Annotated in this window: 13 protein-coding genes; 11 read left to right on the top strand and 2 right to left on the bottom strand. The window is 64.0% G+C overall.

What is annotated here, in order from left to right:
* Positions 1–4: 4 nt before the first annotated feature.
* The 10 genes from ACI2JX_RS05180 to ACI2JX_RS05135 all read left to right on the top strand — a co-directional run bounded on the left by ACI2JX_RS05180 (position 5) and on the right by ACI2JX_RS05135 (position 12,956).
* Positions 5–1,537, top strand: coding sequence for a glycosyltransferase (locus ACI2JX_RS05180; RefSeq protein WP_186557121.1), 1,533 nt, complete (start codon positions 5–7; stop codon positions 1,535–1,537).
* A 16-nt stretch (positions 1,538–1,553) separates the two neighbouring features.
* Complete coding sequence (locus ACI2JX_RS05175) at positions 1,554–2,717, top strand: PilZ domain-containing protein (protein ID WP_264235879.1); 1,164 nt, start codon at positions 1,554–1,556, stop codon at positions 2,715–2,717.
* A gap of 22 nt (positions 2,718–2,739) precedes the next feature.
* Entirely contained in the window at positions 2,740–4,191 is a 1,452-nt protein-coding gene (locus ACI2JX_RS05170) for a tetratricopeptide repeat protein (protein ID WP_404689548.1), read from the top strand.
* Complete coding sequence (locus ACI2JX_RS05165; protein ID WP_368971998.1) at positions 4,188–5,642, top strand: ion channel protein AlgE; 1,455 nt, start codon at positions 4,188–4,190, stop codon at positions 5,640–5,642. The genes ACI2JX_RS05170 and ACI2JX_RS05165 overlap by 4 nt, the downstream gene beginning before the upstream one ends.
* A gap of 14 nt (positions 5,643–5,656) precedes the next feature.
* Positions 5,657–7,084, top strand: a complete 1,428-nt coding sequence (locus tag ACI2JX_RS05160) for an MBOAT family protein (protein WP_264235876.1) — start codon at positions 5,657–5,659, stop codon at positions 7,082–7,084.
* Positions 7,085–7,093: 9 nt separating this feature from the next.
* Positions 7,094–8,188 (top strand): alginate O-acetyltransferase, encoded by a 1,095-nt coding sequence (locus tag ACI2JX_RS05155; protein ID WP_404689547.1) that lies wholly within the window; start codon positions 7,094–7,096, stop codon positions 8,186–8,188.
* An 18-nt stretch (positions 8,189–8,206) separates the two neighbouring features.
* Entirely contained in the window at positions 8,207–8,836 is a 630-nt protein-coding gene (locus ACI2JX_RS05150) for an alginate O-acetyltransferase AlgF (protein WP_368971999.1), read from the top strand.
* A gap of 26 nt (positions 8,837–8,862) precedes the next feature.
* Complete coding sequence (locus ACI2JX_RS05145) at positions 8,863–10,272, top strand: alginate biosynthesis protein AlgX (RefSeq protein WP_404689546.1); 1,410 nt, start codon at positions 8,863–8,865, stop codon at positions 10,270–10,272.
* A gap of 65 nt (positions 10,273–10,337) precedes the next feature.
* Complete coding sequence (locus ACI2JX_RS05140; protein WP_404689545.1) at positions 10,338–11,486, top strand: polysaccharide lyase; 1,149 nt, start codon at positions 10,338–10,340, stop codon at positions 11,484–11,486.
* Positions 11,487–11,501: 15 nt separating this feature from the next.
* Complete coding sequence (locus ACI2JX_RS05135; protein WP_404689544.1) at positions 11,502–12,956, top strand: right-handed parallel beta-helix repeat-containing protein; 1,455 nt, start codon at positions 11,502–11,504, stop codon at positions 12,954–12,956.
* A 136-nt stretch (positions 12,957–13,092) separates the two neighbouring features.
* Here the strand turns inward: ACI2JX_RS05135 and ACI2JX_RS05130 are convergent, their stop codons facing one another.
* Together ACI2JX_RS05130 and ACI2JX_RS05125 are read right to left on the bottom strand one after the other, a co-directional pair.
* Positions 13,093–13,524: a GNAT family N-acetyltransferase gene (locus ACI2JX_RS05130; protein WP_404689543.1), complete on the bottom strand. Its 432-nt coding sequence runs from the start codon at positions 13,522–13,524 to the stop codon at positions 13,093–13,095.
* Positions 13,514–13,900 carry a DUF488 domain-containing protein gene (locus ACI2JX_RS05125; protein ID WP_404689542.1) on the bottom strand — a complete coding sequence of 129 codons (387 nt, stop codon included), beginning with the start codon at positions 13,898–13,900 and terminating at the stop codon, positions 13,514–13,516. The genes ACI2JX_RS05130 and ACI2JX_RS05125 overlap by 11 nt, the downstream gene beginning before the upstream one ends.
* A 128-nt stretch (positions 13,901–14,028) precedes the next feature.
* On the opposite strand from ACI2JX_RS05125, the gene ACI2JX_RS05120 reads away from it, so the two are divergent.
* The gene (locus ACI2JX_RS05120) at positions 14,029–15,645 is read left to right on the top strand and encodes an inorganic phosphate transporter (protein WP_264235868.1); all 1,617 of its coding nucleotides are present in this window, start codon (positions 14,029–14,031) and stop codon (positions 15,643–15,645) included.
* Positions 15,646–15,691: the final 46 nt, after the last annotated feature.

Below are 15,691 nucleotides of genomic sequence, written 5' to 3'. Positions count from 1 at the left end.
CTACATGGAACGAGTGCAACAGCGACCTTTCGAGGCCCCCGGCTACCTGCGCGCAGCCGCCAGCTTCTGCGCCTGGGCGTGCCTGGCCGGGCTGATCGCGCTGGCGTCGGAGATGATCGCGCCGCAGTACCTGGACCCGAACCATCACCTGTTCATCTTCATCATCGGCACGCTGGGCATGTGGCGCTATGGCAACGCCATCGTCCATTACTTGCGTGGCATGTACTTCCTGCATTGGCGCTTTCCACGGATGCGCCGCCAGGTCGAGCGCCTGGGCGATGCCGCGCTGCCCTCGCACATGTTCATGGTGGTGACCAGCTTCCGTATCCCGACCCTGACCACCTTCAAGGTCTACCAGTCGGTGTTCCAGGAAGTGCAACGGCTGAAAGTGCCGTGCACGGTGATCGCCTCGATCGTCGAGAAAGGCGATGAGAACTTCATCAAGGACATCATGCGCAACGAGGTGCGCGATCGCGACGACATCAAGCTGGTGATCGTGCGTGCCCGCGGCACCGGCAAACGTGATGGCCTGGCCCACGCCTTCCGCGCCCTGTCGCGGCAGATGCCGATGGAAGACGCGGTGGTCGGCGTGGTCGATGGCGACACCATGATGCTGCCTGGCTGCGTCGAGCGGGCGGTCAAGCTGTTTGCCGTGCTGCCCAACGTTGGCGGCCTGACCACCAACGAGTTCTGCGAGGTCGAAGGCAGCCGCTGGATGCGTCAGTGGCACTCGATGCGCTTCGTCCAACGGCACATCAACATGTGTTCGATGGCCCTGTCGCATCGGGTGCTGACCCTGACCGGGCGCCTGTCGTTCTTCCGCGCCAGCGTGATGACCGACCCGGACTTCATCCGCGACGTCGAGGCGGACTTCCTCGAACACTGGCGACTGGGGCGCTTCCAGTTTCTCACCGGCGACGACAAGTCCAGCTGGCTGAGCCTGATGCGCGCCGGCTGGGACACCTTCTATGTACCTGACAGCCACACCCTGACCGTCGAGCACCCGCCCAGCGACAGCTTCTGGGTCGCCACCCGCCAGCTGATGTTCCGCTGGTACGGCAACTCGCTGCGGCAGAACTTCCGTGCCACCGCCCTGCTCGGCCGTGCGCGCCTAGGGCTGTTCACCTTGTACGTGCTGCTCGATCAGCGGGTGTCGATGTGGACCTGCCTGATGGGCCTGACCGCCTCGGTGGTAGCCGGCTTGGTGTTCGGTATCCAGTACCTGTTGGTGTACCTGTTCTGGGTATTGATCTCGCGCAGCCTGGTGACGGTGCTGTTCGTCTTCGCCGGCCACCCCGTCAGCCCGATGTACCCCTTCGTTCTCTATTACAACCAAATCGTCGGCTCGGTGATGAAGGTCTACGCGATGTTCCACATGGACCAGCAAAGCTGGACGCGGCAGAAAACCACCCTGGCCACCGGCAGCGTCGACTTCGACGCCAGCCTCAATCGCTGGTCCTCGAAGGCGATGCTGTTGAGCTCCATCGCCATCTTCTTCGGGGTCATCACCGTGCTTCTAGAACTCTCGCAACGTTAAGGAAAGGCGCCTGCACATGAGTACAACCAACATCCCCGCAGCCCCGAGCAAGTCCGCAGCCAACATCGTTCACGAGGCGATCGACGAGCGCCAGTACGTGCGCACTCGGATCAATGCCCGCGTGCGCCTCTCCAGTGGCGGCCAGACTGCCTTCGAAACCCAGCTGCAGGATATTTCCCTGGGCGGTATCGGCCTGCTACACGAAGCCCCGCTGAAGATCGGCGCGCTGTATGACGCCTCGATCCAGCTGCGCCTGAACCAGGTCGACCTGGCGATCGAAGGCAAGGTGCGCATCGTTTCCCAGCGCGGCAACGAGGTCGGTGCGCAATTCGTCGACCTCGATGCGCAGAAGCGCGACATCCTGCGCTACATCATCACCGCCTACATGTCTGGCGAGATCGCCGACATCAATGGCCTGTTCAACGTGATGCAGCGGGAAAACTACATCAAGGAACGCAAGCACAAGCACGCCACTGCACGCACCCCCGGCGCGCGCCTCAAGGCCATGGCCGGCACCTTGCTGTACACCGCCGCGGGCCTGGCAGCCCTGGGTTTCGTCGGCTACAAGGGCTACCTGCTGTTCTTCCGCATTCCTGCCGTGCAGGCGCAAGTGGCGACCAACGCACAGATCATCAGCATGCCCGACAACGGCTATGTGAAGTACCTGCTGCCAGCCGGCACCACTGAAGTCCAGGCCGGCCAGCCATTGGCAAGCATCTCCACACAGCTGGCGACCAGCTTTACCAGCCCGGCCGACATGAAGGCGGTGGCCGATCTCGCCCCTGGCGACCTACAAGCCCTGCTTGGCCGCGCCACCATCGAGACGGTGATCAACAGCCCGTGCGACTGCCAGGTGTACTACCCGAGCCAACCGCTCAATGGCTATGGCTACAAGGACGCTCCACTGATGCACCTGCTGCCCAAGGATCAGGGCCTGTTCGTGCGCGCCAACGTGCCGTTCGACAAGCTCGAAGATGTCAGCCGCGTGCGTTCGGTGGACATGCAGGTGTTCGGCCTCGACCAGCACTACAGCGGCAAGGTGGTCGATGCGCGAGTCGATGAAGTCAATCGCAACCTGGCGCTGACCATCCAGCCAGACAGCCCGCTGCCGGCAGCGGCCTATCAGAAGGCGGTGGCGGTCGACCTGTTCCTGGGCCTGCCGTTTGCCAGCGCGAACTGAGCGCGTCGAGAGAGATGACCTGATGAAGCTGAAGACGCCTTCGCGCCTGCTGCTGGCCAGCCTGGCCCTGGCCTGCGCCAGCGCGGCCTGTGCCGGGCAGAGCCTGGAGCAGATCCGCTACGCCCTGTACAAGGACCCCAGCGCCGACGTCACTGGCGACCTGCGCGAGCTGGTCGGCCGCGGTGACCTGGCCAGCGCCCTGCTGCTGGGCGACGTGCTGTCGGGTCGGGCCGACGCCAGTGCCCAGGAAGTGGTTGGCCTGTATCACCAGGCCTTCGCCGAAGGCCGCGGGCTGATCCCGGCGCTCGCTTCGCTGGCGCGGCTGATCGACCGCACGCCAAGCCTGCGTCAAGCCCAGCGGCCCTGGGTCGAGCAGGCTTTGAGCCGCTATCCCAGCCGCCTCGATCCACGCAACGCCAGCACCACGCTGGAGGTGTTTCTGGTATATCCAGAGCTGATCGACGTGCCGCAGGCCGCCGAACTGCTCGGCTTGTATGAGCAGTCGTGCCTGCTCAACTGCCGGCCGCAGCTGTACCGCGCGGTACTGGCCGAGCGCCAGGGCGATCGCGCCGGCGCCGAGCGCTGGTACCGGGAGGCGGCGCGTACCGACGTACGCGCCATCGATCGCTACTACGCGTTCCTTGGCGAAAACCAGGACCAGGCGTTCCGCGCCTTCGCCACCCAGCTGGAGCCGGAACGTGCGCAACTGCCGGTAGAGATCGTCCACCGCATCGCCGCCTTGCTCGACAACATCACCAGCGTCCAGCGTGCCGAACAGGAGGCTGATCGCTTCGAGCGCCAAGCCAGCAATCCTGCCGCCGCCAACCTGCCGCCAAGCCCTGAGCAACTGGCCCGCGACAAGGCCCAGGCCGAGGCCCTGGCGCTGGCCACTGCGCAGGTCCAGCGCTGGCGGGACGATGCCGTCGCGCGTGGCTTCGTGCCGGCGATGGTGTCCAAGGCCAACTACATGATCTCCAACCCCACCGAGCACAACGCCGAGGAGACTCAAGCGTTGATCGATCAGGTGCGCCAGCGCGACCCGACCCGAGCCAAGGCCCTGCAAGCGTCGTTCTACATGGTCAACAACTGGCTGACCCTGGACCCGGACAAAGCCCGCGCGCTGATCGACGAACTGCGCGCCAGCGGCTACCCCGATGCCGGCTTGCTGTTGGCCGAGTACTACAGCAAAGGCGTCGAAGACCAGCCAGATCAGGAGAAAGCCTTGGCACTGTTCCGGGAAGAAGCCGACAAGGGCTCCTCCACCGCCTGGTACCGCATGGCCACCCTGCACACCTATGGCCGCGCCATCTGCCACGACCCCGTCAAAGCCTACACCTATGCCCGCATCGCGCTGGACATGGGTGAGCGCGGTGCGCGCAGCCTGGTCCGCCGACTGGAAAGAACTTTGCCCAAGGATGACATCGAGCGCGCCCTGGCCGCACGCAACGATCTGTTGAAGGAGGCTACTCTGTGAAAGCGCATTCCCCCCTGTTCGGCGCCCTGCTCGCCCTGGCCCCCTTGCCAGCGGCGTGGGCGGCTGAAGAAATCACTGGCCCCGAGGCCGACAGCAACGAGCCGGTGCGCGTTGCTGCGGCCGATGGCAGCGAGCCGGTGATCACCTCGGAGTTCTTCAACAAGCTCACCGTACAGACCGGCTATGGCCCAGAAGACTCGCAAGTCGGCAGCGACCGCGAGATGTTCTACAGCCTGCGCTACGAGCCGTCCTTCGCCTGGTATTCACCGGAAAAGCGCTGGGCCAAATGGATGGTCTACGGCCGCCTGTGGCTGAACTACGACTCCAGCCAGTCGAGCAACCTGACCAACGAATCGACCAACAACACGGCCCGCGAACAAGCTGAAGGCTGGTACGCCGAACTGCGTGAGTTGTACGTCAAACGCAACCTGATCGGCGATGACCCGCGCTTCTCGCTGTCGCTCGGCCGTCAGCGTTTTTACGACACCTACGGCATCTGGTGGGATGACAGCCTGGAGTCGCTGCGCTTCAACTATCAGGACACGTTCTCCGATGCCTTCATCGCCGTCGGGCAGAAATTCCATAACTACAACACCGACGTCAACTCGCTGGCCGACAGCGAAGAACGCACCACCTATGTGATGGGTGAATACGCCTATCGCTGGAGCCAGAACAACCGGGTCGGCGTGCGCCTGATGCACGAGAACGATCACAGCGGCCATGACGCCGACGACCGCTACGACTTCAAGGGCGTGCGCTACGGATTGTTCTTCAACGGTGACAACCTGGCCTACCCGGTGCTCAGCGACTACCACCTGGAGCTGGCCGCGCTGGACGGCAAGATGGACAACACCGACGGCCGCGGCCAGACCACCAACGGCCACAACAGCAAAGGCTGGGCGGCCCTGGGCGAGCTGGGCAAGCGCTTCGACGATTTGCCCTGGACCCCACGGGTTGCCTTGCGCGGCGGCCTCACCGACAAACCGAGCGACGAGAACGATGGCTTTCGCCTCAACGCCATCCAGTCGGACCGCATCACCCGCAGTGGCTCCTACAGCACTCGCCTGACCAGCTCGTTCGTGGCCCTCGATTTGCGCAACCTGAGCTACTACGGCGTGTCCCTGGAGACCCGCCCGACCCCACGCAGCGCCCTCGACCTGCGCGTGACCCAGCTCAACCTGCGCGATGAAGACGGCACCCTGCCGATCCGTATGAACGGCGACCAACGTGCCGAGCGCAACCGCGCCATCGACCGAGGCACCCAAGGCAATGGGCGCAACGTCGGGCAAATGCTCGACGTCAACTACTACTGGAAGATGTTCCCGGTAGCCCTGGACGGCAAGCACCTGGATATCAACGCCCTGGTCAGCGCCAGCTACCTCAATGCCGGGAGTGCGCTGGAAACCGGCGATGACTACCAGCTGAGCGTCGGCGTGGTGATCAGCTACTAAGGACGGACCCTGCCATGATCTTCGCCTCCAATGTGTTCCTGTTCCTCTACCTGCCGCTGTTCCTGGCCGTGTATTTCCTGTCCAGGCCACAGTGGCGCTCGACCGTGATCGTCGCCGCCAGCTACATCTTCTATGCCTGGTGGCGGCCGGACTTCTTGCTGCTGTTCGTGGCGATCACCTACTGGAACTACTGGTTCGGCCTGCGCATCAAGGGTCGCCTGGATGCCGGCGACAAGCGCTGGGCGCTGCGCCTGCTGTGGATCGGGATAATCGGCAACCTGTCGACCCTGGGCTACTTCAAGTACGCCAACTTCGGCGCCGAAGTGCTGGCCGTGCTGCTGGCACCGCTGGGCATCAATACCTGGACCTTGGAGAACATCTTCCTGCCGCTGGGGATCTCCTTCTATGTGTTCCACGCGCTGAGCTACATCGTCGACATCTATCGCAAGGATGCCACGCCGACCAACCGCTTCATCGACTTCGCCGCCTTCGTCGCGCTGTTCCCGCACCTGGTGGCCGGGCCGATCCTGCGCTACAGCCAACTGGCGCCACAGCTGCGTGAGCGCACCCATTCGCTGGAGCTGTTCTCGCTGGGGGTGTGCCGGTTCATGCTCGGTTTCATCATGAAGGTGCTGATCGCCGACCGCCTGGCGCCGATCAACGTGCTGTTCGTTGGTGAAGGCGCGTTGCAGTTCAGCGATGCCTGGTTCGGCCTGGTGGTCTCGACCCTGCAGCTGTACTTCGACTTTGCCGGCTACAGCCACATGGCCCTGGGCCTGGCGCTGATGATGGGCTTTCGCTTTCCGGAGAACTTCAACCAGCCCTATGTGTCGCAAAGCATCACTGAGTTCTGGGCACGCTGGCACATGACCCTGGCGCATTTTCTGCGCGACTACGTGTACATGCCGCTGGTGCGCAAGCGCGTCACCGGCGCCCTGCCGGCGCTGATCTGGACCATGCTGCTGTCGGGCCTGTGGCACGGCGCGAGCTTTGCCTTCATCTGCTGGGGGCTGTTCTTTGGCGTCGGCATGGTCATCGAGCGCAAGTTCAACCTGGCGACCAAGATCACCACGCCCTACCACCTGGGCCGCAACCTGCGTACGGCGCTGCTGATCGTGTTGAGCATGCCGCTGTTCTTCACCATGGACCTGCGCCACAGCCTGGATATCTACAAGGCGTTGTTCGGCTTCAACGGCTTTGGCTCGCTGGAGCTGTATGTGCTCGGTGCCTCGAAGATGGCCATGTCGTTTGCCCTGGTGGCGTTGGTCTGGCTGCTGCTGGCCGGGATCAACAACGTGCGCTTCTACGCCGGCAACAAAGAGGGCTACTTCATGCGTCACGTCGGCGCGCTGCACAGCGTGCTGCTGTGGGGTGGTTTCTTGCTGGCGTTGAGCAGCCTGGCGGCCAATTCGTTCTCGCCCTTCCTGTATTTCCAGTTTTAGGAGACGGCCATGTATCCGGTGATGAATACGGCCAGCAAGGTCAACGGCATTCTCTTCGCCCTGGTGTTGGCAGCGATGTTCGTCTACTCGCTGCCGCCAGTGTTCAGCTTCGCGCGCACCCAGACTGACACCTGGAACCTGTTCGTCGACGGCAAGCTGCTGCGCAAGTTCGAGCAGGCCTACGACAAACGCTTCTTCCTGCGTGACCCGTCAGTGGAGCTGTGGGCCGATGCCCAGTTCCAGCTGTTCGGCGAAGGCACCAAGGGTGTCGTCCTGGGCAAGCAGGGCTGGCTCTACACCAGCCAGGAATACCGCGTGCCCAATGACCTCGACGCCAATGTGGCCACCCAGCTGGAGCAGATCGCCAAGGTTGAAAAGCAGCTGGCCGAGCATGGCAAGAAGCTGGTGCTGCTGCCCTTGCCGATGAAGCTCGACGTGTATGCCGAACATGCCCAGCACGCCTTCGACCCACGCGTGGTGAGCCTGTACGACCGCTTCGTCGGCGAGTTGCAGGCGCGCCAGCTGGACGTGGTGCCGCTGCGGGGGGCCTTCCTCAGCAACCTCAATGGGCCGCAACTGTTCCTCAAGTCCGATACCCACTGGAGCCCGGAGGGTGCCCGGCTGTCAGCCTACGAGCTGGCTCGCCAGCGTCCGCAGCTGTTGGGCGACCAGGTGTATGTGTCGCACAAGTCCGGCGAGAAGAGCATCAAGGGCGACCTGATGAACTACATCCAGTTCGACCATAGCCGCCTGGCGCCGCAGTTCGGCCCCAACCAGATCGAGCTGTACGAAACCCTCAAGGCCGAGCAGAACACTGACGACCTGTTCGCTGAGGAAGATCAGAGCCTGCTGCTGGTCGGCACCAGCTACAGCAAGATCGACGACTGGAACTTCGTCGGCTTCCTCAAGGAAGCGCTGAACCGCGACCTGCTGTCGATCGCCGTGGAGGCCCGCGGGCCGTTCGAGGCGATGAGCCAGTTTCTTGCCAGTGACCAGTTGAGCAACCCGCAGATCGACACCGTGGTCTGGGAGTTCCCCCTGCGCACCCTGCTCGCCCACCGCCCGGGATCGCTGAGCCGTAGCGCCCAGCCCCAGCATTTCTGACGATTAAAGGAGTACCTGATGAAACTCTCGAGCCTGTTTACCGCCATCGCCCTGGCTGCTGCCAGCCACAGCGCCCTTGCCGCCGAAGGCAACGCCGACCTGTACGACGCCGTGGCGCCGGCCGACTCGGCCTTCGTGCGCGTGCTCAACCTGTCTGAGGGCAACATCGATGTCAGCCTCAGCGGCAAGGTCAATCCGCAGCGCGTCGCCGCCGGCCAGCTCAGCGGCTACCGCTTCATCCCGGCCGGTACGCACAAGATCGCCATCGGCGGCAAGGCCATCGAACCCCAGCTCAAGGCCAATGCGGCCAGCACCGTGGTCTACGACGGCAAGCAACTGACGCTGATCGCCGACAAGTACGTCAATGAGCCGAAGAAAGCGCAGATCGCCTTCTACAACCTGACCGACAAGCAGGCCGCGCTGAAGACCGTGGATGGCAAGCACGTGATCGTCGACCCGCTGAGCAATGGCCAGACCGGCAGCCGCATGGTCAACGAGATCAAGATCGGCTTTGCCGCTTATGAGGCCGAGCAGAAGGTGGCCAGCTTCGATGAACTGTTCCTCAAGAAAGGCCGTTCCTACAGCTACGTGCTGCTGCCAGGTGGGCGCAGCATGAGCCTGGCCAACAGCATCGACCCGACCGAGTGACCGCCCGCTGCAAGGATGAATGGCACATGAAGATCCTCGTAACCCTGGGCCTGGGCGCCGCCTTGGCCCTGCTCAGCCAGGCCGGCCAGGCCGCCGAGCAGAGCGCTGCGGCCAAATCTGGCTGCGAAAACCTGCAGTGCATGGTCTGCCCGGCCCTGAGCGACCCGCAGCGCTACGCCGAAGGGCGTATGAAGCTGATGCGCGAGATCGTGCCCGGCAAGGACCGCTGGCTGTTCCGCTCGGTGGTCGACTTGACCAACGAGTTCGGCATCCCGGCCCCGATGCGCCCGGAGTTCGCCCGGCTGATGAAGGCCTTCGACCAGCAAGGCATTCACGTGGCCATGGCGATTCAGCCGACCCGTGGCCTGATGCACCGCGACAAGCTGCCCAGCGAGCACCCGCTGGGCTTTGACTACAACCGCGCCAGCGCAAACCTGGCCGCCTACCTCGGCCAGTTGCGCCAGGGCGGTGCGGTGGTGGCGCCGATGATGCAGCTGGTGCAGCAGCCGCCCAGCAAAGAGTTCTTCTTCCGCCGCGACCACCACTGGACGCCAGCAGGCGCCGAGGCGACCGCACGCTTGATGGCCGATGAAATCCGCCGCCAACCGTTCTATGCCGGGTTGACCAAGAAGGAGTACCGCACCGAGCCTGGGGTGATGGTGCCCAAGGACGGCACGCTGAACCTGGCGCTGAGCTACATCTGTGGCAACAACTACGGTTTTCAGTACGTGCGCGGTTACCAGACCATCCCGGTGGCGGACGGCGCCGATGCCCTGTTCGATGAGGCGCCGGACCCGGAAGTGATTCTGGTCGGCGACAGTAACGCCGCGGCGCGCGAAGACGAGAGCAAGCAGTTCAACTTCGACGGCTACCTCAAGCAATACCTGGGCGTAGACATCCTCAACTACGCCCTGCCCGGTGTCGGCGAGGATGGCTCGTTGCTCGAGTACCTGCTGTCGGACGACTACAAGGCCGAGGCGCCACCCAAGTTGATCGTCTGGGAGTTGCCAGCCAACTACCGGCTCGACTCGCCGCTGATGTACCGGCAACTGGTGCCGGCGGTACAGGGTGGCTGCAAGGCCTCGCAAGAGGTGCTCAGTTCCAAGCTGCAACGCCCAGCACTGAAGATTGGCGAGCGTATCGAGCTACTGTCCAATGCCGGCAGTGAGCGCAAGTCGCTCAGTGGATCGAAAGGGTTTCTCGACATCCGCCTGAGTGACAAGAACGTCAAGGACTTCTACGTGATCGTCTACTACGACAATGGCGCACGCGACAAAGTGTGGTTCCGTCGTGAGGCGGCAGTGACCGGCGGGCAGTATTACCTGGAGCTGAGCAAGGATCCGGCGTATGCCGGGGCCAACCTGCTTTCGGTGTTCCTCGAGCCGACCAAGGCCGGTAGCGCGGCTACTGACGTGGAAACTCGACTATGCCTTTGAACCGCGTGATTGGGGCCGCGTTGCGGCCCATCGCAGGCAAGCCAGCGCCTACAGGGATCGAGTCGATGCCGGTAGCTGAGTACCCATCCAAACCTGTAGCAACGGGCATGCCTGGGCGCCGAACCCTCCTGGCCCTCGCTACCGCCCTATTGCTGCCCCAAGCCCAAGCCGCACACTCGATCTGGCCTGCCCGCGCCACCCCGCAGGCGGCAATGATCGCCGACTACCGCACCCTGTCCTGCAACAAGGAGCCGCCAGCGCCCTACACCGGCACCCTGCGCCTGGAAAGCAAATACGACCAACGTGACGCCAGCAAGTCGACCCTGCGCTCCAGCCCCGATGCCGACAGCGAACGCATCGCCAAGCAGGTCAAACAGTTCGTCGGCGGTCTGATCTACGCCAGCAAACGCTTCCAGCGCGCGAAGAAACCGCAGGACGCCAACATGGCCCTGGCCTGCCAGGACCAGTGGCTGCAACACTGGGCCAGCGCCGGCGCCCTGCTCAACCCAGACGCCAGCAGCACCGGCATGGCCGCGCGCAAATGGGCCCTGGCGTCGATGGCCGGCGCCGTGCTGCTGACCCAGTCGGCCAGCGCCGGCAAGCTTGAGCTGACGCCCGTACAGAAAGACTGGTTCACCCGCCTGGGTGAACAGGTCATCCGCGAGTACGATCCGCGCCGCAGCGCCAGCGGTGTGTATTTCAACAACCACGACTACTGGGCCGCCTGGGCCGTAGCCGCTACCGGCATGCTGGTGGGGCGCGATGACTTCATCCAGTGGGCCGACGGCAATCTGCGCCGTGGTCTCGAACAAGCAGTGCGCAGCAGCGACGGCAGCTATGCCTACCTGCCGCTGGAAGTCGCCCGCTCCAAACTGGCCGCTACCTACAGCCAATACGCCCTGGTGCCGCTGGTGCTGCTGGCAGAATCGGCACGCGCCAATGGTTTGCCGTGGAGCGCCGAAGACCAGCAGACCCTCGACCTGCTGGCCAACTTCGCCGCGCGCAGCGTGCTCGATCCGGACCAGTTGCCCGAGCTCAAGGGCCAATCGCAAGTCGATGTCGCGCCGTACAAGCTGGCCTGGCTGATCCCCTTCTTGCAGCGCAACCCCAGCCATCACTTGGCCCGCGAGCTGTACGACAGTGAGGACGGCGAAGTGGACAACTACAGTCAGCTCGGCGGCCCGATCCAGCCGGCTTATTCCCCTTTGCGTTGAACAAGGAAGTCCCCTATGGCCCCGCTCGCCCGCTTCTCCCTCACTTGCCTGGCCGCGCTGCTGCTGGCCAACACTGCCCAGGCCGCCACCCAGACGCTGGCGGTCAACCAGGCACTGGAGGTGCTGCAGCCTGAACAGCACCAACTGCATCTGCAGCAACTGCGCCAGCAGGCACGCCAGGCGACCACCTTCAGCCAGGCCGAACGCCCGCGCCCGGCAGGCCGCGCCAGTGTCAGCCTGCAACCGATGTTCTCGTCCCAGGCTGGCAGCTGGCCGTTCGAGCCGTTCGTCAACAACGGCCTGTTCCGGGCGATCGCCGGCTACCAGGCGCATCACCCCCAGGTGGTGATGCTGCGCGGCGGGAGCATCAGCCTGGCGCAACTGCACGACGCGTTGAACGACCCGCGGATCATCAAGCGCTACAAAGATGGCTACCTGCTCAGCTACCCGCTGATGATCGGCGCCGATGCCGGGCTGGTCCTGGAAGGCACCAGCCTGTACCTGTCCAGCTTCGCCGGCACCGCGCTGATCAACCAGGGCTGGCTGGGCTTGAACCAATCCAACCTGGAGAGCATGGCGGGCGACAAACCGGGCAACACCGATCGCGCCTGGCGGCCATTCGTGATCGCCTGGGCTGGCAGCCACACCCAGGTGATAGGCTCGACCCTCAAGCGCCTGGGCTACAACGCCAACCTCTCGCGCGGCCTGACCACCGCCCTCAGTGCCCAGCAGTCGCCCAACAGCCGCCCGGCGACGGTGCTGATTCGCGACAGCCAGTTCAGCGAGCTGTCCACCGCAGTGGAGCTGCAACACAGCCAGGCGAGCATCCAAGGCAGCCAGTTCGAGCAGTCCCAGCAGTACGCCATCGATGCCCGCGACAGCCAGCTGAGCGTCACGGGCAATCAGCTGCGCGGGGTCGACAACAACAGTGGCGTGCGCCTGCGTGGACAGACCCGTGCGCGGGTGGAGGACAACCTGATTCTCGGCGCCGCCAAAGCCGCCATCGAAGTCAGCGAGCAACAAGGCGCCGTCTTGCTGGTCGGTAACCGCATAGGCGACAGCCGCGGCAACGGCATTCAACTGCGCAGTCTCGCCCCCACTCCGGCAGCGCCGCTGGTGATCGACGACAACCTGCTGGCCAGCAGCCAGGGCAGCGCTATCGATGCCAGCGAAGTGGCGGCGTTGACGCTGATTGGCAACCGCATTGGCAATACCCCGGAGTATGCGATCAGCTTGCGTAATGGCACGCCCATGGCAGGGCCCTTGCTGCTGAGCGGCAACCGTTTGGGGCAGGTCGGCAAGGCGGTGGTGCGCGTCGAAGGCATGCGCGTGGTGGAACTGGGTGGTAACAGTTTCGATGGCAAGCCGGTGCTGCAGAATCTGCTGATTGGCGATTTGATGCCGGTGCAAGGGGCGTTGCTCGATGCCACGGTGCGCCAGGGCGAAACGGTGCGGGTGACGCAACGTTGATCGGCTGGCGGTGAATTGCTCTAGTAATACCTAATTGCAGGACAAATCGCAGCGGCGCACCGCCGCTCCCACACGATGGACGCGGACCTCGTGGGAGCGGGCTTGCCCCGCGAAGAGGCCAGCACTGCCCCCGCCATCAGCCAACCGTCCGCTGCATACGCACGAAACACTCGTCCTCGCCCATCTCGACAAAACCGTGACGCAGATACAGCTGCCGCGCCGGGTTGCTCTTGAATACCATCAGGCGCACCAGCGGCAGCCGCCGCTCGCCCGCCCACTGCGCCAATTGCTCCAACACCCAACTGCCGACCCCGCGTCCACGCTGTTCAGGCAGCAGATGCAGCTCGCGAATGAACAACGCCTGCCGGTCCTGGCTCAAGCTGCAAAAACCCAGCACCTGCGGCCCTTCGACCACCAGCCACTGTTCGCGCCAGCCCCAGGCTTCATCGAAGGCCTCTTCGATCCACAGCAAGTCGAACTCGCGGTAATAAGGCAGCATCGCCCGCCGGGTAAGGTCGCGGGCGAAGTTGCGGTACTGGTCACTGGCGCGGATCAGTTCAAGGGGCATAGCACACCGGCGAACTGCCCGGCCCCCGGCGCTCCAGCTCATCTTCCAGCCAGGCTGCCAACACCTGGGCGTTGTTGTGCTGGGTGTCCTTGCCGGCATACAGCAAGGTCAGGTTGCCCTTGGCGGCCAGGTCCAGCAGCGGATACCAATGCTCGGGATGCGCGGCCAGCTCCTGCTGGTAGCGCTGGCTGAAGCCGGCAAAATCCACCTCGCCTTGGTGGAACGCCTTGCGCAAGGCAGCCGACGGCGCGATCTCGCGCAGCCACAGTGCATGCACCTCGTCCTTGCGCGTGTTGCGCGGCCACAGGCGGTCAACCAGCACCCGCTGGCCGTCACTGGGCTCGAGCGCGTCGTAGACCCGTTTGCAGCGAATCATTGCCCTCTCCTGCGACATTCTTTGCCTATCAGCCTAGGGCGTTCATTGACCGAGGTCACGTCCTGGTAACGAATTGTTTCTATGCTGAAGGCCTTCGGCAACCTTGCCCGACGTCAATCGGAGCCATCATGGCAACCCCGTCACTGGCCAGCCAACCCGACCTGAGCCACCACGATTCGCGCCCGCAGCTGTCACACAAACCGGGGCGCGCCACCCTCAGCTTGTTTATCGGCCTGCTGCTGGCGGGTCTGGCGTATACCGCCTGGAGCCTGAAGCAGGACGTCAGCGCCAGCGGCACAGTGGTGACCACGGTCACGCCTTTTCTGTTACTGGGCCTGGCCCTTTTGATCGCCCTGGGCTTCGAGTTCGTAAACGGTTTCCATGACACTGCCAATGCGGTGGCCACGGTGATCTACACCCACTCGCTACCGGCGCCGGTGGCTGTGGTCTGGTCGGGGCTGTGCAACTTCCTTGGCGTGTTGCTCTCCAGTGGCGCGGTGGCGTTCGGCATCATTGCCCTGCTGCCGGTCGAGCTGATTTTGCAGGTGGGCTCCGGCGCAGGCTTTGCCATGGTCTTCGCCCTGCTGCTGGCGGCAATCATCTGGAACCTGGGCACCTGGTGGCTGGGCCTGCCGGCTTCGTCGTCGCACACCTTGATTGGCTCGATCATCGGCGTGGGTGTGGCCAACGCCTTGATGCACGGCCGCGAGGGCACCAGCGGAGTGGATTGGAGCCAGGCCAGCAAGGTGGGCTATGCCTTGCTGTTCTCGCCACTGATCGGCTTTGCCTGCGCAGCGTTGGTGCTGCTGGCACTGCGCATCCTGATCAAGCGCCCCGAGCTGTATCAAGCGCCGCAAGGCAAGACCCCGCCGCCGTGGTGGATCCGCGGGATCCTGATCCTGACCTGTACCGGGGTGTCGTTTGCCCACGGCTCCAACGACGGCCAGAAAGGCATGGGCCTGATCATGCTGATCCTGGTCGGCACCCTGCCGATGGCCTACGCGCTGAACAAGACCATGCCCAGTGAACAGGCATTGCAGTTTTCTGCTGTCGCCGAAGTCACCCGCCAGGCCTTGCTGCGTAGCGACCCGCAATTGCTTGCGCAGGACCCACGCCAGACCCTGACCAGCTTCATCACCGCGCCCAAGGCCAGCCCGCAGCTGGTGCCGGCCTTGGCTGCGCTGACCGGGATGATCGGCGACCAGGTCAAAGGCTATGGTTCGCTCAACCGCGTGCCGGCCGAGGCCATGGCCAACGTGCGCAATGACATGTACCTGACCAGCGAGGCGATCCGCCTGATCGACAAGCATCAGCTGGTGGCCTTCGACGCCGATACCCGCAGCCACTTGCAACTGTTCAAGACCCAGCTCGATGACGCCACCCGCTACATTCCGCTGTGGGTCAAAGTCGCCGTGGCCATCGCCCTGGGCCTGGGCACCATGGTCGGCTGGCGGCGCATCGTGGTGACGGTGGGCGAGAAGATCGGCAAGACCCACTTGAGCTACGCACAAGGCGCCTCGGCCGAAGTGGTAGCAATGTGCACCATTGGCGCAGCGGACATGTTTGGCCTGCCGGTTTCGACCACCCATGTGCTGTCCTCGGGGGTGGCCGGGACCATGGTGGCCAATGGCTCAGGGATTCAGAAGCGCACGCTGATCAATCTGATGATGGCCTGGGTGCTGACCTTGCCGGCGGCGATGATCTTGGCGGGGAGTCTGTACTGGTTGTTGAATCAATTGTTTTGAAATTGCCCGCCAGGGCCTCATCACGCCGCTGCGACGTGTCCCGCGA

Origin of the sequence: Pseudomonas sp. NPDC088890 (assembly GCF_044900155.1) — a bacterium.
Lineage (GTDB): Bacteria > Pseudomonadota > Gammaproteobacteria > Pseudomonadales > Pseudomonadaceae > Aquipseudomonas > Aquipseudomonas urmiensis.
Note: the sequence above shows the minus strand (reverse complement) of the source record. Positions and strands in the feature narration are given on the sequence as shown.

What these genes read in the sequence shown, in the direction of transcription:
- ACI2JX_RS05160 (WP_264235876.1), top strand. Translation starts at nt 5,657, where the DNA reads ATGATCTTCGCCTCCAATGTGTTCCTGTTCCTCTACCTGCCGCTGTTC.
- ACI2JX_RS05180 (WP_186557121.1), top strand. Translation starts at nt 5, where the DNA reads ATGGAACGAGTGCAACAGCGACCTTTCGAGGCCCCCGGCTACCTGCGC.
- ACI2JX_RS05155 (WP_404689547.1), top strand. Translation starts at nt 7,094, where the DNA reads ATGTATCCGGTGATGAATACGGCCAGCAAGGTCAACGGCATTCTCTTC.
- ACI2JX_RS05145 (WP_404689546.1), top strand. Translation starts at nt 8,863, where the DNA reads ATGAAGATCCTCGTAACCCTGGGCCTGGGCGCCGCCTTGGCCCTGCTC.
- ACI2JX_RS05125 (WP_404689542.1), bottom strand. Translation starts at nt 13,900, where the DNA reads ATGATTCGCTGCAAACGGGTCTACGACGCGCTCGAGCCCAGTGACGGC.
- ACI2JX_RS05175 (WP_264235879.1), top strand. Translation starts at nt 1,554, where the DNA reads ATGAGTACAACCAACATCCCCGCAGCCCCGAGCAAGTCCGCAGCCAAC.
- ACI2JX_RS05140 (WP_404689545.1), top strand. Translation starts at nt 10,338, where the DNA reads ATGCCGGTAGCTGAGTACCCATCCAAACCTGTAGCAACGGGCATGCCT.
- ACI2JX_RS05150 (WP_368971999.1), top strand. Translation starts at nt 8,207, where the DNA reads ATGAAACTCTCGAGCCTGTTTACCGCCATCGCCCTGGCTGCTGCCAGC.
- ACI2JX_RS05170 (WP_404689548.1), top strand. Translation starts at nt 2,740, where the DNA reads ATGAAGCTGAAGACGCCTTCGCGCCTGCTGCTGGCCAGCCTGGCCCTG.
- ACI2JX_RS05135 (WP_404689544.1), top strand. Translation starts at nt 11,502, where the DNA reads ATGGCCCCGCTCGCCCGCTTCTCCCTCACTTGCCTGGCCGCGCTGCTG.
- ACI2JX_RS05130 (WP_404689543.1), bottom strand. Translation starts at nt 13,524, where the DNA reads ATGCCCCTTGAACTGATCCGCGCCAGTGACCAGTACCGCAACTTCGCC.
- ACI2JX_RS05120 (WP_264235868.1), top strand. Translation starts at nt 14,029, where the DNA reads ATGGCAACCCCGTCACTGGCCAGCCAACCCGACCTGAGCCACCACGAT.